Source organism: Pantoea ananatis LMG 2665 (genome assembly GCF_000710035.2).
GTDB lineage: Bacteria > Pseudomonadota > Gammaproteobacteria > Enterobacterales > Enterobacteriaceae > Pantoea > Pantoea ananatis.
The window spans coordinates 116,328-132,222 of record NZ_JMJJ01000009.1 but is presented as its reverse complement, the minus strand read 5'-3'; the positions used below and the strand labels follow the sequence as shown (position 1 = coordinate 132,222).

Sequence of the window (15,895 nt, the reverse complement as noted above, 5' to 3'; positions counted from 1 at the left end):
ACTGTGCGTTATGACGTTCACACAGCGAAAAATGCTGTTAACTTTGGGTTGAAAATGACCAATTTGCCATTTTGTGGCATAACCAAAACTTATCTTTTATCCCTCTGTAACCCTCTGATGAGAAGGCCTGCATAGCGATGAGACAATAAAACAGGCTGTCTGGAGCAGAAATTGATTTCAAGGAGGAATTATGGCGGTCCCGAAAAAAGTTTGACATGAGATATTCTAATAACCGAGGCGGGGCAATAGCGTCTGGCAGAGGTGTTATTTATGCCTGTGAGAAACGGCCTCCTTTTATACGAATTGCGCCGGTCAAATTGTGTGCCTGAATCGATTGCGACAGGCCCGGCTCTCCTTGGACCGTTGCGTTCGCAACGTTGTCTCGCTGACGCCCGGCGCGAACCGCCTTCGGCGGTGCTCATCCTCTTTTATTCAGGCGAAAAAAAACCTGTCTTTGCAGACAGGTTTCTTAAATATGGTCGGCGAGAGAGGATTACGCGCCCCTGCGGGACGCGCCCTTCGGGCCGTTGCGTTCGCAACGTTGTCTCGCTGCGCTCGGCGCAACCCTCCTTCGGAGGTTCTCATCCTCTTTTATTCAGGCGAAAAAAAACCTGTCTTTGCAGACAGGTTTCTTAAATATGGTCGGCGAGAGAGGATTCGAACCTCCGACCCACTGGTCCCAAACCAGTTGCGCTACCAAGCTGCGCTACTCGCCGATGGGGGCGCATGTTACTGCTCCCCCCAGGAAGCGTCAACCGCTTTTTGCGCTTTCCCGCCCAATCGCCTGGAAAGCAGGCGGCCAGCGAGTTTTATGCCTTGCCGCGAAAAATTGCCTTACCGCTATAGCGCTTTTGACGCTGTCCCGGCAGGTGCCTGACACCAGTTATTAGCCTGCTTAATCCCGCCATTTGGCGAGGTGTAACCCAGGCAGCCCATAATGGTATCAAACAGCTCGACATGACGATGGGTTTTGCCGACGCGCTGTTGCGCCTGCAGGCGTTCGAAGTTTTCACGGTTTGTCGGGTCAGCCAGATATTTATCTGACGCCCAGACCATCATAGGAACACGGAACTGCTCCGGCGGTGCCATTTCACGCGGCGTACCATGCAGATGCATATTGTCGCTGATCGATTCGCCATGGTCGGATGCATAAAACACGATCGCTTTTTTATCACGCAGCTGATCCAGAACGCTGTCCAGCATGCTGTCCACATAAAGGACGGAATTATCGTAAGCGTTGATCAGTTGCGCTTTGCTACAGGTTTCATCCACGCCCATGCATTCTGGCTGATAGCGTGCAAAACTGCGCGGATAGCGCTGTGAGTAGAGATAATGTGAGCCCTTGGTGTGCAGGACAACCAGATGCTTACCCTTCGGGTAGCGCTGCAGTGAGGCCTGTAACTCAGGCACCAGCAGCATATCATCTACTGATTTACCCTGGTTACGTGGCTCAGAACCAATCTGCTCGCGGAAAGAGAAATTATTGGCGTTGATGTTATCGTAGAACCAAACCTCACTTTGCATCGCAAACAGCTCAGAAGTGAAGCCCAGTTCTTTCATCACTGCGAACACATTTTGCTCTTTCAATGTTCGCCCGGGATTGTCCATAGTGCCGCCTTCGCGCACAAACATACAACGCAAAGACAACTTGGTCGCGGTATCACAAGATTCGCCACGAAATGCGACCAGATTTTTCTCTTTAGAGAGTTTAGGGGTGGTGTTTCGCTCATAGCCCAGCAAGCCCATATGATCCCAGCGAGTGGTTTCGCCAATAACAAACACCACATAGGTATCATCTAACCCCGGAGGAGCAACATAGGTATATTTCTGGGCAGGATCCAGGAGTTCCTGATTTTCCAGCGTCTCGTCAATCTTGGTCCAGGTAAACAAACCCAGCGCGGCCAGCCAGTTAGAGGGGAGATATGAGTGCGCGACAATTCCGCCATAGCTTGGCAGATCGACGTTGGTCACTTCCTCATTCGCCTTTTGCAACTTGTCGAAGTAACGGATGGGTAACCACACGAGCGCAACGCAGGCCAGCATAATCAAAGTGGGTTTCAGGCGCTGTCCTGGCGTACGTAACTGCTCATTGAGCGTCATACTAAGGTTGTTGCGCCAAATCATGAACAGTGGCAGCGCGCTGACCAGCACCATCCACAGGATAAAGTGATAACCCACCACCTCTTTTGACAAATCGGTATCTGTCGTCATGACTGAGGCGACGATTCCGTAGCCAATGACCACATTGAAAAAGGCCATATAATAGCCAGCAGCAACAGAGATCAGGACAATCAGGGTGGCCAGTATCCGATAGAACCATTTTCCGCCTAGCGATAACAACCGCATCAGGAAAAACGTCAGCACCACGATAGCGACGACCTCGGTAAACGCGGTCAGCCAATTTGTCACGGTTGATCGGGTCAGAAAGCCATCAAATCGGCGATAAAAGATTGGTAAATTCAAAAAGATACCGAGATACAGAGCCAGCAAGAGCGACAGCTTTTGCTGTGTTAATGATTTTATGTAATTCATGAAAAATGGTGTTTCCCCGGAGCGAAGCGCTTAACTAAACGTTAATCTGACTGCCATATTTCGGCAGAGTTCGCGAATTAAGCGGGCCGGATAAATAAGAAGAGTATTCTGAACGTTTTTAGACGTCATAATGCGAAGTGGCACAGTTAACCATGCGGCAACAAATTAGACCAGAAAATAATCCCGGACAGGACGTTTCAAAAACGTCACTCAGAAAGGCGAAGAGAGAAAAAAGGGCCTGTATTCAGGCCCTTAAACGTTTAGCGAATGATATTCAGCGTGACATCAATGTTGTTGCGTGTGGCATTTGAATAGGGACAAACGATATGAGCCGCATCAACCAGTTTCTGCGCTTCGGCTTCGTCCATTTCAGGCAGGTGAATATTCAGCGTTGCTTCAATACCGAAACCATTGGGGATAGGGCCAATACCCACTTCGCCTTCAATCCATGCATCTTTTGGCATCGCAATTTTGTCACGGCCAGCAACGAACTTCATTGCGCCCAGGAAGCAAGCTGAATATCCCGCGGCAAAAAGCTGCTCCGGGTTAGTGACTTCGCCACCTGCACCGCCCATCTCTTTCGGTACACCCAGTTTCACATCCAGAACGCCGTCAGATGAAGTTGCACGACCATCACGACCACCGGTAGCCTTAGCTTTTGCACGATAAACCACTTGTTCTAAAGACATATCTGCTCTCCATTACACTATTTAATCGCTCGCGACTTATCAATAAGCACCGAGCTGCGAAGTTTGACTCGTTTCTACATCCAGATTAAAAATTTAGCGCGGCACCATGAGTTTGTCACGTAACTGGTTCAACTGCAGTTTGAGCGAATTCATTTCATCTTCGCTGCAGTCAGATGCACACTGAATCTCATCAGGAATGCTTTCAGCCTGCTGGCGCAGCGAACGCCCTGCATCCGTTAAACTCACGACGACCTGACGTTCATCCTGACGGGAACGCTGGCGATTAAGTAAGCCCGCATTTTCCAGCCGTTTCAGCAGCGGCGTCAGCGTTGCAGAATCCAGAAAGAGGCGTTCACCAATTTCTGATACGGTCAGTGAATCCTGTTGCCACAGTACCAGCATCACCAGATATTGCGGATAGGTAATATCCATCTGTGTGAGCAACTTACGGTATACTTTATGCATCGCCAGGTTGGCGGAATAAAGTGCAAAACAAAGTTGCTGATCGAGCAACAGTGGCGCAGCTTTCACTTTTTTGTCATTTTGATTACTGTTCATAGACGCAATATAAATAGCGCGCTAGTTAATTGCAAGCAATTTATGAAATGAGGTAGTGCATGCAGGATTCTCTGGAAGAACGGGCGCGTCGCTATGCCACACAAGCCCATGCCGAAACGGGTCAACGACGCAAATATACCGATGAGCCCTACATCGTGCATCCCGCTGCCGTTGTGGAACTGGTCAGAAGCATTACCGATAATCCTGTGATGCTGGCCGCCGCCTGGCTGCATGATACCGTGGAAGATACGGCGACCACCCTCAATGATATCCAGACGCATTTTGGTGACGAGGTCGCGAAGCTGGTTGAGATGCTGACCAACACGGCACCACAGAGTGCAAAGAACCGTGCGGCACGTAAAGTGGCCGATTTTCGCCATACGGCTCAGGCCAGCCCAGAGGCACAAACGATAAAGCTGGCTGACATTATTGACAATACACGTTCAATTGTTCGTTTCGATCCCCATTTCGCCCGTGTTTATCTGATTGAAAAAAGGGTGCAAATTCAATTACTCAGACAGGGCAACACAGAACTCTGGCGTCAGGCTTCTGCCAATATTGAAAATGGCATTGCGCAACTGGCTGAGGCTCCCTATAACGTGCCCGAAAAGTGGTTTGTGAAGCAAGCCGCGAAATACGGTGGGTTGAGCTAAAACCCGCCGCTGCATGCGGTCGCCTTTGAAGTAAACTGCACAGGGTAAGCCAGTCATCAGGAACCGATTATATGGCTTACAGGTTTACAGGTTTACAGGTTTACAGGCTTACAGGCTTACAGGAAACGATAAGCCCGACCTGGGGATCCCCAATCGATTACGATCAGCACGGCTTTCTCTTTTACAGCGATCAGAGAGGGCATATGAATGTGTAGAAAAAATCGGGTTTTTAAAAAGTAATTAGCAAGCAGGGAAGCTGTCAAAAAAATGTATTTTTAAAATAAAAAATAAATAACTATTAAGACAGAAAGAAGGTTTCATGTGATATCAGTCACGATAACTAAACGTAATGCTAGACATAAAGAATTAATATAATAGGGTGGCACTATGTTTAATGAGAGTTGAAATATTATGATCATCTTAAACAGCAGCAGCGTAATATCCAAATGGTTTAATATTGATAATGTTATTGTCAATCACCTGCCTTAACGTCTTCTTTTTACAATCGCCCATCTCTTTCGACTGACAAGGTCGTAATTTATCGGGCGCATTTTCACTCATTCAGACTTTAAAAACCCTGCATTATGGGTGCGATCCGTTTACTTGCGCAAAACTGGCTATTGAAAACGCGATGCAACATACAATGCAGTCACGTTTCTTATCGGCTGAAATAGTATAAAACATTTGCCCGGGTTTTTAATTCACTCATTAAAAAACCTACGGCATCGGCACGTCTGAATAAAAGGACATGATGATGAATAACTTTAGACACTTACCTGAGCCATTCCGTATTCGTGTTATTGAACCCGTCAAACGCACTACACGAGAGCATCGTGATGCAGCGATGATAAAAGCCGGAATGAATCCATTCTTGCTGGATAGCGAAGATGTTTTTATTGATCTTCTCACCGATAGCGGAACCGGCGCCGTTACGCAAAATATGCAGGCTGCTATGATGCGAGGCGATGAATCTTACAGTGGCAGCCGCAGTTATTACGCGTTAGCGGAAGCGGTAAAAGCTATTTTTGGTTATGCCTATACTATTCCAACACATCAGGGCCGTGGCGCAGAACAAATTTATATTCCGGTATTAATAAAAAAACGGGAGCAAGAAAAAGGTCTGGACAGAACAAAAATGGTGGCCTTCTCGAACTACTTTTTTGATACCACACAGGGCCACAGCCAGATAAATGGCTGTACCGTGCGGAATGTTTATATCAAAGAGGCTTTCGATACGGCGGTTCGCCATGACTTCAAAGGCGACTTTGATCTTGAGCGCCTGGAGAAAGGCATCCAGGATGTCGGCGCGGAGAATGTGCCCTATATTGTTGCCACTATTACCTGCAATTCCGCCGGCGGGCAGCCCGTGTCGCTGGCAAACTTAAAAGCCATGTACCAGATTGCAAAAAAATATGACATTCCGGTGGTCATGGATTCAGCCCGCTTTGCTGAAAACGCGTACTTTATTCAGCAGCGGGAAAAAGCGTACAAAAACTGGACAATCGAAGCGATTACCCGGGAAAGCTATAAATATGCTGACATGCTGGCCATGTCGGCAAAAAAAGATGCGATGGTCCCCATGGGTGGCTTGTTGTCTTTCAAAGATGACAGCTTCTTTGATGTGTACACAGACTGCAGAACACTTTGCGTTGTTCAGGAAGGATTCCCCACCTATGGTGGGTTAGAAGGCGGCGCAATGGAACGCCTCGCGGTAGGCCTTTATGACGGCATGAATCAAGACTGGCTGGCTTATCGTATCAGTCAAATTCAATACCTGGTTGATGGCCTTGAATCGATTGGTGTGACCTGCCAGCAAGCCGGTGGCCATGCTGCCTTTGTCGATGCCGGAAAATTATTGCCGTACATTCCGGGGCATCAGTTCCCGGCTCAGGCACTCGCCTGCGAGTTATATAAAGTGGCCGGTATCCGGGCAGTCGAGATCGGCTCGTTTTTGCTAGGCCGCGATCCTAAATCAGGAGAACAACTGCCCTGTCCGGCCGAACTGTTGCGGTTAACCGTTCCCAGAGCCACCTACACACAAACGCATATGGACTTCATTATCGAAGCTTTTGAGCATGTGAAAGAGAATGCGAGCACCATAAAAGGATTAGCCTTTACCTATGAGCCTAAGGTTTTGCGCCATTTCACCGCAAAACTTAAAGAGATTTCATAGTCATACCTGTACAGTGAGCAGCTGTTTTGGCCACGGCTGCTCCATTACCCTGCCTGTCAGGCATAAAAATTATAACAACGATAAAAGCGAAGAATATTGTTGAGAGGACACCATGGAAGAAAATACAGATCAGAAACACTCCGCCTTTTGGGGCGTGATGGTTATCGCTGGAACCGTAATCGGTGGGGGGATGTTTGCACTCCCTGTCGATCTTGCGGGCGCGTGGTTCTTCTGGGGCGCTTTCATCTTGATCATCGCCTGGTTTTCCATGCTTCATTCCGGTCTGCTGTTACTGGAAGCTAACCTGAACTATCCAACAGGCTCAAGCTTCAATACATTGACCAAAGATCTGCTGGGTAAAAGATGGAATGTAATAAGCGGTATTACCGTTGCTTTTGTGTTGTATATACTGACTTACGCTTATATCTCCGCTAACGGCGCGATTATTAGCGAAACCCTGTCCATGCATTCCAGCATGACGATACCTTCACGTGTTATCGGCATCGGTACAGCGGTTTTCGTTGCCAGCGTGTTATGGATTAGCTCTCTGGCAGCCAGCAGAATCACCTCGCTCTTTTTGGGTATTAAAATCTTAGCCTTCGTCATTGTTTTTGGCTCTTTATTTTTCAAAGTTGATTTTTCAATCCTTAGCGATGTTAGCGGTATCAGTGAAAGCAATCGTTATTTTCCCTATATATTTATGGCCGTTCCGGTTTGCCTTGCCTCTTTTGGCTTTCACGGTAATATCCCCAGCCTGATCATTTGTTATGGAAAACGAAAAGATAAGCTGGTTAAAAGCATTGTTCTTGGTTCACTGCTGGCGCTGTTTATCTATCTTTTTTGGCTGTATTGCACCATGGGGAATATCCCACGTGAAAAATTCAAAGAAATCATTTCTTCGGGCGGAAATGTTGACGCGCTGGTGAAGTCTTTTATGGGAACGCATCCTGGCGGCGTCATTGAATTTTTCTTACTGGTTTTTTCTAATCTCGCCGTGGCCAGCTCTTTCTTTGGGGTCACGTTGGGGTTGTTCGACTATCTGGCGGATCTGTTTAAAATCGATAATTCCCACTTTGGACGATTTAAAACGGTGCTGTTAACCTTTCTACCTCCCAGCATCTTATATTTGCTCTTCCCGAATGGTTTTATTTACGGTATCGGTGGCGCAGGATTGTGCGCAACAATCTGGGCAGTTATCGTCCCTGCCCTGCTGGCATTAAAATCGAGAAAACGCTTTCCCGATAAAACATTCACTGTCTGGGGCGGAAAGGTTATTCCGGCTGTGGTCATTTTATTTGGTGTTATCGTCATCATCTGCTGGTTTGGCAATGTGCTTAACATCTTGCCAAAGTTTAGCTGACCGACAGGACGGACTGGAAACGGGTTTAACGAAGCCTGTCAACAGGGAGAGGTATTGAACGGCCGGTCACTCACGTGACCGGCGCCAACAAAAGCCGGGATACGACTTAGTGACTTAATCGAGTAACTGACGCCCAAGGTAAGGATTGGCGTGAAGTAATTTCATCAATTTTTGTGCAGTTGCGGAAGGACGCGTACGCTGGGCTTCCCAGCTTTTAACCGAAGAAACGCTAACGCCCATAATCCTGGCAAACTCATCTACCTGCATTCCTGCCATTTCGCGTAAACGCTGTGGCTCTGGCACGGCTGGCTGACGCTGAGTTTGCAGCGCTACAGGGCTGTTATCACGTGTCAAAACAATCTGCTCAAGGCTGCTGAGCAATTCAAACATTGGGTCTTTTAACTCCATAGAGAACTCCTTAAAACTCACTATGAATCACGTGAAAGAAGGTACAAGAACCTGAAATCAGGCTCAGAAACCGGATTAAGCAAGCTGCATCCCTTAAGAGTTTGTTTTTATTGTAAGAAAACCCTTATGGGACACAGCCTGACCTGCATTGCTGTTAAACATGTCAACACAATGCCACAAATGCCGGGAGACTAAGTATGGATAGATACCTGACAATTTGCAGCGCAAATTAAACATTTTTTTTAACTTTACAATTCTGAAAAATGGTTAAGCAACTTAACCTTTTGAAGCGATTGGTTTTGTTACCACAGCGTCTGTCAACAGCGCTGGTCGCGTTTTCTCTATGGCCGGCAATCAGGTGATGAACTGGCCAGGATAACCGCACCGGCTCTGTGAGTTGGTTGCAAAATATGCGCCAGACTTTCATTTTTTGAACATATACAGGCTGGAGTATGCTGTCAGCCATCACGCCTTTCTTGCTTCCAAAATAAAAAAACACTTGCCAGGCCTGACGTAGGTGGCGCCGGAAGCGCTAAAAAGGGAGTCAGCTTTATCATCGAAGGACAACATGACGTTTTAATTATAGTGAACACGATAATTTGTGCGATTCGTGCCAGTGATTGCGTTCATGCAGGCGTTTGCACCACTTTAATGCAGACGAACAATTTTAGGGCAACTCGTTAATGGACGTTTAACGTTAACGATTCAGATGGAACATCTGTGTCGCTAGAAACATAAGATGGAATTAATTATTTATGACCTATACTTACGGATCCGTTAGCTTCCCTTCGCGCGGGCTCGTTATCGGTGCAAAAAAGCCCGAGTCGCGGATGCGCTGGCCTTCTTTTCTGACACCATAAGCCTGTAACATCATCTTAAACACGCTTAAGGCAAACTTTCTTACAGGTTATGGCCTTACATCGCGCTTTCGCATTGTGTGGCCGTTATCCTTTGTTCTATTCTTTAGGCCACTGCTTATCCGGACATCAGCCAGTTTTACCGACAGGAGTTGAACCCATGGCTTCAGGCATTTCCCGTATCCTGGCACGCAGCGGCATTTTGCTGACTGGCGTGCTTCTTGTGCTGCAACTTACCGCATGTGGTGATAAAGAGGGCGAACAGCGCAAAGCGTTTATCGATTTTTTGCAAAATACCGTTATGCGTAGCGGTGAACATCTACCCAGCCTGAGTGAAAATCAGAAACAAAGTTTTGGCCCTTTCACCGGTGATTACGCCATTCTTTATGGCTTCTCGCAGCAGGCGAACAAAGCTGTGGATCAGGGGATGCGTCCGGTGGTGGATGAACTTTCTGCTATTCATGTGCCGCAGGACTATCTGAGCCGCCACGACTCACTGGCCCAGGCCAACAGCGCGTTGACGGTGGCTACCCAGCAACTGGAAACCGCAAAAATGCAGGCAGATAAAAGTAAAAGCGCGCTTAAGCAAAACGACGACCTGAAAAAAGTCTTCGATACCGCGTATGACAAAGTGGTGACGCAGCCTGCTGGCCAGTTGATCCCATTGCTACCCAAACTGCAGGCACTTAGCCAGGATGCTGTAAAGACAGGTGAGTTTTTGCAGGCTCAGGGAACACGCGTCAGTTTCAATAACGGTGGCGTTCAGTTCCCAACTCAGGAACAGGCGACGCAATATAATGACTTAATGACGAGCTTATCAGCTAATGTGCAAGCGCTGAGCCAGGCTAAAAGTGCAGTACAGGGTAATTTGCAATAATCGGCGTGCAGGGACGGGTCATTCACCGCCTAACCTGAGCCACGTGAAATCATGATTCCGCATTCAAACGGGCCTGATCAAAATGTGATCCGGCCCGTTTTTCATTAAATTAAATTGTGATCTTAGTCTCATTTATCAAACAAAGCTCAACGCCATAAATGTGATCGCAATCACTATAAATCGATTTCGATGGCTAAAAATCCGTCGTCTTCTCGCCGTAATGGCTCATTTCTGTGATAAAAGTCACTCAATAACCCCCCATCCCCCCGACATAAATGTGACCTAAATCACACTAAGCCTCGTGCACTACGCAGTCCACTATTCGCGTGATAAAGTCCGCCTGCATACAGTAATACTGACGGCTCATCGCCGTAGTGGCTAAACAAAAACAAACGCGCGCTCCTGTTGCAGCGCGTCTCAACAAGGGGTGGGCTTATGTCCTCATCAGTAAAGGTCAAAGTACAAAGCTTTGGTCGCTTTTTGAGTAATATGGTGATGCCTAACATTGGCGCATTTATCGCCTGGGGTATTATCACCGCGCTGTTTATTCCAACAGGATGGATCCCTAACGAAACGCTGGCGAAACTGGTCGCCCCAATGATCACTTACCTGCTGCCACTCCTGATCGGTTATACCGGTGGACGCCTGGTCGGTGGCGATCGCGGTGGGGTGGTTGGCGCAATCACTACGATGGGGGTAATTGTCGGTGCTGATATGCCGATGTTCCTCGGCTCAATGATTGCGGGCCCACTTGGCGGCTGGGCGATCAAATCTTTTGACCGTATGGTTGACGGTAAAATCAAAAGCGGCTTTGAGATGCTGGTGAACAACTTCTCTGCCGGTATTATCGGTATGCTGTTGGCCATGCTGGCTTTTATGGCGATTGGTCCGCTGGTTGAAGGTCTTTCACACATTCTTGCCACGGGCGTTAACCTGATGGTGCAGAACAACCTGCTGCCATTGACGTCAATCTTCGTTGAACCTGCAAAAATCCTGTTCCTGAACAACGCGATTAACCACGGGATTTTCTCACCTCTGGGTATTCAGCAGGCAAGTGAAGCAGGGAAATCAATTTTCTTCCTGATCGAAGCCAACCCGGGTCCGGGGATGGGCGTGCTGATGGCCTATATGTTTTTTGGGCGCGGCAGTGCTAAACAGTCTGCTGGGGGCGCGGCGATCATCCACTTCCTGGGCGGTATTCACGAGATCTACTTCCCTTACGTGCTGATGGCACCACGCCTGCTGCTGGCCGTCATCCTTGGCGGAATGACCGGTGTCTTTACGCTGACCGTACTGCACGGTGGTCTGGTATCGCCTGCTTCACCAGGTTCTATCCTGGCCGTATTGGCCATGACCCCAAAAGGGGCTTACTTTGCCAATATCGCCGCCATCTTTGCTGCATTTGCGGTGTCGTTTGTGATTTCTGCCATTTTGTTGAAGACCAGCAAAGTGAAAGAAGATGACGATATTGAAGCGGCTACGCAGCGTATGCGTGATATGAAAGCGCAGTCAAAAGGTCAGAGTCTGACAGGTGCGCCGGTTGCGAGCGACGCGATGAGCGTAGATCTGGACCATGTGCGTAAAATCATTGTGGCCTGCGATGCAGGTATGGGCTCAAGCGCCATGGGCGCTGGTGTCCTGCGTAAGAAGGTCCATGATGCAGGTCTGAGTAACGTGTCGGTCACCAACAGCGCGATTAATGCCTTACCGGGTGACGTTGATCTGGTGATTACCCATCGCGATCTTACTGAACGAGCCATCCGTCAGGCGCCTCATGCCCAGCACATTTCCTTAAATAACTTCCTGGACAGTGCACTTTATAGCACGCTGACCGAGCGCCTGGTGGCGGCTAATCGCAGTGAAGCTAACCGCGAAGCCGTACAGAAGACGCTGGGTGACAGCTACGATGACAGCCATGCCAACCTGTTTAAACTCGGCCAGAGCAACGTTTTCCTGGGGCTGAGTGCCAGCAATAAAGAGCAGGCGATTCGCTTTGCCGGTGAGCAGTTAGTCAAAGGCGGCTACGTAGAACCCGAATACATTGATGCCATGCTGGCGCGCGAAAAGCTGACGCCAACCTATCTTGGCGAGTCGATTGCTGTGCCGCACGGTACCGTTGAAGCGAAAGACCGTGTACTGAAAACGGGTGTGGTTTTCTGCCAGTACCCTGCCGGCGTTCAGTTTGGCGAGGAACCTGATGAAGTGGCACGTTTGGTGATTGGTATAGCTGCCCGCAATAACGAGCACATTCAGGTGATTACCAGCCTGACGAACGCGCTCGATGATGAGCAGGTCATTGAACAACTGGCACGTACAGAAAGCGTACAGGATGTTCTGGATCTGTTATCAGGCAAACCCGCTGTAGCATAACCGGGTCCGACATTTCCCTGGGGCGGTTGTGCCCGTCCCATTTTTTGGGGGCGGACATGCCCGCCCCATCGTTATTTGATATGGGTCAATTTTATGAAAGCGTTACATTTTGGAGCAGGCAACATCGGTCGTGGTTTTATCGGCAAACTGCTGGCAGATGCCGGTATTGAGCTGATTTTTGCAGATGTGAATCAGGCAGTGCTGGATGCCCTTAATGCACGTCATGAATATCCCGTGCATGTGGTAGGTGAACAGGCCAAAGTTGAAGTGGTTAAGGGCGTCAGCGCCGTGAACAGCACCAGCGACGACATTACTGGACTGATCGCGGATGTCGATCTCGTTACCACTGCCGTTGGTCCGCAAATCCTTGAGCGCATCGCTGCCAGCGTGGCAAAAGGTCTGGCCAAACGCAGTGATAACGGCAATGTTCGGCCGTTAAATATTATCGCCTGTGAAAATATGGTGCGTGGAACCAGCCAGCTTAAGCAGCACGTGCTACAGGCGCTGCCTTCTGAATATCATGTCTGGCTCGAACAACACGTTGGCTTTGTGGATTCAGCAGTAGACCGTATTGTTCCCCCTTCTGAAGCAGGCAGTCAGGATCCGCTGGAAGTCACGGTGGAAACCTTCAGCGAATGGATTGTGGACAAAACCCAGTTTAAAGGCGAATTGCCCACCATTCCGGGCATGGAACTGACCGATAACCTGATGGCCTTTGTGGAACGTAAACTTTTCACCCTGAATACCGGCCACGCAATTACGGCCTATCTGGGGCAACAGGCGGGGCACCAGACTATTCGCGATGCCATTCTCGATGAGAATATTCGCGCGGTCGTCCAGGGTGCGATGGAAGAAAGTGGCGCGGTACTAATTAGACGCTACGGCTTCGAAGCAGACAAGCATGCTGCTTATATTCAAAAAATTATTAGCCGCTTTGAAAATCCCTATCTGAAAGATGACGTTGAACGCGTAGGTCGTCAGCCAATCCGCAAGCTGAGCGCAGGCGACCGCCTGATTAAACCGACACTCGGCACGCTGGAATATGGCCTGCCGCATGCCAACCTGGTTCAGGGCATTGCTGCTGCAATGCATTATCATAGCGATCAGGATCCCCAGGCGCAGGAGTTAGCCGCGCTGCTGGCGGAAAAAGGTCCGCAGGCAACCTTAGCGCAGGTTTCAGGACTGGATGCTGAGAGTGAAATAATAAAAGAGGCCGTGAGTGCCTGGCACGCCATGGCATAATAGCCCCATGTTAGCGACCCAGATCGGGGGCAATAAACGGGCCCCCGACAGCAGCACTACACTGATGCAGGCAAGAATGGAAGAAAAGCAGGCTTTTGAAAACCGGGTGCTTGAACGCCTGAACGCTGGACGCTCGGTGAGAAGCTTTTTGTTCGCCGCTGTCGAGTTGTTAGCTGAAGCCGTCAATGTGCTGGTGCTGCAGGTATTCCGTAAAGATGACTACGCGGTGAAATACGCCGTAGAGCCCTTGCTGCTGGGCGACGGTCCGTTAGGTGAGCTCTCCGTCAGGCTCAAGCTGATCTATGGCCTTGGCGTGATTAGTCGGCATGAATATGAAGACTGTGAGTTACTGCTGGCGCTGCGTGAAGAACTCAATCATGACGCGGGCGATTACCGTTTTACTGATGATGAAATTCTGGGACCCTTTGGTGAATTGCACTGCGTGGCGGCCTGGCCCCCCGTTCCCACATTTCATGCTGAAGATGCAGCACTACAGGCGATGCAGCAGCAACGTTATCTGCAGATGGTACGCTCCACTATGGTCCTGTCACTCACCGAACTGATTTCCCGCATTAGTATGAAACAGGCGTTTAAAAAGTCAGTCAGCTAAATCCCGCCGGGAGCCTCAAGGCTCCCCTTTTCACGCTAACCACCGAGAATCTACGTTAAATTTGGTGTATCCTTAGCCTGTTTTCCTCAACGAGTTGTTGTCATGAAAGAGCAAGAAAAAAACGAAATTAAACGTCTCAGCGATCAACTTGACGCGCTGAATCGTAAAGAGCCTCAGTTACTCGAATCCGGTGATGCTGAAAAGCTGGGCGCGTTGCTGAAAGAGAAAGAAACGCTGGTAACGGAAATTGAGCGCCTTCGCAGTCAGCGTGACGTTAAGCTGAGCCTGGAAGCGCAAAAACTGCAAAAATTGCCGTTCAGCCGCGAAATTACGAAAAAAGAGCAGGCAAATTTAGGCGCATTGAAGAAAAGCGTGCGCGGCCTGGTGGTGGTGCATCCAATGACCGCGCTGGGACGAGAAATGGGGCTTAGCGTTATGACCGGATTTGCTAAAAACGCCTTTTGATCATGTTTCAGGCGGCGGCCCGACCGCTGTTTTGCTGGCCAGTAGCAGTCCCAACCTGCTCTGCCAGCGTATCCAGCAGCGTATAACGACGGCGGTATTCCGCGCGCTTCTTACTGGCAATCTCTTCCAGCGTTTTACGCGGCAGCGCCAGCGGCAGCATAAAGACGCCGTCAGCACGCTCCTTTCCGTTGATCGTCAGCCAGAAATCGCTGTAGCTGGCATGGAATTTATCCTCTTTACTCTGGCGATAACGCAGGCTGCGAAAAACATGCGTTTCATCCCCTACCGCCGCTATTTTCCTGACACCACATTGCTGAGATAAAATAAAGACGACTTCCATCAATAAGCGTTTAGGAAATAAACCATGTGCCGCTTTGGTTGCATCACGAATAACATCATTGCTGATACTTTTACGCGGTCCCTGTAAGCCACCGATTAAGAGTGTGCGCGCGTTTTCCTCGTTCAAGATCGTGAATGAAAGTGAGGCTAAGCCTTCTCCCTGATAACGCAAGACTAAGGTTATTTCACCTTCACGATCGTAATAACCTGAGCTACAGGCAATGACAAAATCTTCATCATTTTTACCCTTCAGCCTGGCCAGCACGCTCTCTTCGCCACTTTGTAAAACCTGGCGAAGTTGAAGATTATCCAGGCTGTTCATTAAATGATAATGGTCGAGAATAGCCTGGGCGCGTGCAGCTACACCCATTCCGGCACGCAGATAAGGGCGATGTAACTTCGCGGGTAAGACTCCCTGCACACGCATTAATTGCGAAAACCGGGGTAACTCTGAGAGCTGCTGTAAATAGCGCAATGTGGTCACGGGCGCAATCAGCGTCCTTAAGGCAAATTTAAAACGGAATTGACGGCTTAGCCAACGTTTATTTGGCACGTACTTTCCGCTGACCAATTGAAAAAAAAGAGAGGCATACGAATCAGCAACCGGCTCGTGTGTAGTATAAATAGACATGGCATAAGTTCTTATTAATTTGATAGTGGCGCTGATGATAAAACGAGCCACATCAACGACAGGTTAATGACTCAAATTGTTAAAAACTTACCGGGATAAACTGACGCTTCGTTTAATTCTGGTTTAACTGA

Annotated in this window: 14 protein-coding genes, 1 tRNA gene and 1 other RNA gene; 9 read left to right on the top strand and 7 right to left on the bottom strand. The window is 48.9% G+C overall.

Annotated elements, in window-relative coordinates; all coding sequences use genetic code 11:
- Positions 1-476 precede the first annotated feature (476 nt).
- The 5 genes from EL29_RS18590 to EL29_RS18570 all read right to left on the bottom strand — a co-directional run bounded on the left by EL29_RS18590 (position 477) and on the right by EL29_RS18570 (position 3,779).
- A non-coding RNA gene (locus EL29_RS18590) (RtT sRNA) lies at positions 477-606 on the bottom strand.
- 33 nt (positions 607-639) lie between these two features.
- Positions 640-716: transfer RNA gene (locus tag EL29_RS18585), tRNA-Pro, on the bottom strand.
- A gap of 124 nt (positions 717-840) precedes the next feature.
- On the bottom strand, positions 841-2,532 hold the full coding sequence (gene eptB / locus EL29_RS18580; protein WP_014607014.1) for a kdo(2)-lipid A phosphoethanolamine 7''-transferase: 1,692 nt from the start codon (positions 2,530-2,532) through the stop codon (positions 841-843).
- 260 nt (positions 2,533-2,792) lie between these two features.
- Positions 2,793-3,221, bottom strand: a complete 429-nt coding sequence (locus EL29_RS18575; RefSeq protein WP_013024026.1) for an organic hydroperoxide resistance protein — start codon at positions 3,219-3,221, stop codon at positions 2,793-2,795.
- Positions 3,222-3,314: 93 nt separating this feature from the next.
- Positions 3,315-3,779 (bottom strand): MarR family winged helix-turn-helix transcriptional regulator, encoded by a 465-nt coding sequence (locus EL29_RS18570; RefSeq protein ID WP_013024025.1) that lies wholly within the window; start codon positions 3,777-3,779, stop codon positions 3,315-3,317.
- Between the two features lie 59 nt (positions 3,780-3,838).
- On the opposite strand from EL29_RS18570, the gene EL29_RS18565 reads away from it, so the two are divergent.
- The 4 genes from EL29_RS18565 to tnaB all read left to right on the top strand — a co-directional run bounded on the left by EL29_RS18565 (position 3,839) and on the right by tnaB (position 7,965).
- Positions 3,839-4,432, top strand: a complete 594-nt coding sequence (locus EL29_RS18565) for an HD domain-containing protein (protein ID WP_013024024.1) — start codon at positions 3,839-3,841, stop codon at positions 4,430-4,432.
- Between the two features lie 411 nt (positions 4,433-4,843).
- Positions 4,844-4,921, top strand: coding sequence for a tryptophanase leader peptide (tnaC, locus tag EL29_RS23460; RefSeq protein WP_104933743.1), 78 nt, complete (start codon positions 4,844-4,846; stop codon positions 4,919-4,921).
- Between the two features lie 265 nt (positions 4,922-5,186).
- Positions 5,187-6,605, top strand: a complete 1,419-nt coding sequence (tnaA, locus tag EL29_RS18555) for a tryptophanase (protein WP_028716124.1) — start codon at positions 5,187-5,189, stop codon at positions 6,603-6,605.
- Between the two features lie 112 nt (positions 6,606-6,717).
- Positions 6,718-7,965, top strand: coding sequence for a low affinity tryptophan permease TnaB (gene tnaB, locus EL29_RS18550; RefSeq protein WP_014607016.1), 1,248 nt, complete (start codon positions 6,718-6,720; stop codon positions 7,963-7,965).
- Positions 7,966-8,079: 114 nt separating this feature from the next.
- Here the strand turns inward: tnaB and EL29_RS18545 are convergent, their stop codons facing one another.
- Positions 8,080-8,373: an HTH-type transcriptional regulator gene (locus EL29_RS18545; RefSeq protein ID WP_014607017.1), complete on the bottom strand. Its 294-nt coding sequence runs from the start codon at positions 8,371-8,373 to the stop codon at positions 8,080-8,082.
- Between the two features lie 1,017 nt (positions 8,374-9,390).
- Here EL29_RS18545 and EL29_RS18540 point away from each other — a divergent pair.
- From EL29_RS18540 to EL29_RS18520, 5 genes are all read left to right on the top strand, one after another.
- On the top strand, positions 9,391-10,107 hold the full coding sequence (locus EL29_RS18540; RefSeq protein WP_015701314.1) for a DUF3053 domain-containing protein: 717 nt from the start codon (positions 9,391-9,393) through the stop codon (positions 10,105-10,107).
- Between the two features lie 435 nt (positions 10,108-10,542).
- The gene (locus tag EL29_RS18535; protein WP_014607019.1) at positions 10,543-12,477 is read left to right on the top strand and encodes a PTS mannitol transporter subunit IICBA; all 1,935 of its coding nucleotides are present in this window, start codon (positions 10,543-10,545) and stop codon (positions 12,475-12,477) included.
- A 93-nt stretch (positions 12,478-12,570) separates the two neighbouring features.
- Entirely contained in the window at positions 12,571-13,719 is a 1,149-nt protein-coding gene (gene mtlD / locus EL29_RS18530) for a mannitol-1-phosphate 5-dehydrogenase (RefSeq protein WP_028716123.1), read from the top strand.
- 7 nt (positions 13,720-13,726) lie between these two features.
- Positions 13,727-14,329 (top strand): mannitol operon repressor MtlR, encoded by a 603-nt coding sequence (gene mtlR, locus EL29_RS18525; protein WP_014594981.1) that lies wholly within the window; start codon positions 13,727-13,729, stop codon positions 14,327-14,329.
- 102 nt (positions 14,330-14,431) lie between these two features.
- Complete coding sequence (locus EL29_RS18520) at positions 14,432-14,794, top strand: YibL family ribosome-associated protein (protein WP_013024016.1); 363 nt, start codon at positions 14,432-14,434, stop codon at positions 14,792-14,794.
- 7 nt (positions 14,795-14,801) lie between these two features.
- On the opposite strand, the gene EL29_RS18515 is transcribed toward EL29_RS18520, so the two are convergent.
- Positions 14,802-15,764, bottom strand: a complete 963-nt coding sequence (locus tag EL29_RS18515) for a VirK/YbjX family protein (protein WP_028716122.1) — start codon at positions 15,762-15,764, stop codon at positions 14,802-14,804.
- Positions 15,765-15,895 lie beyond the last annotated feature (131 nt).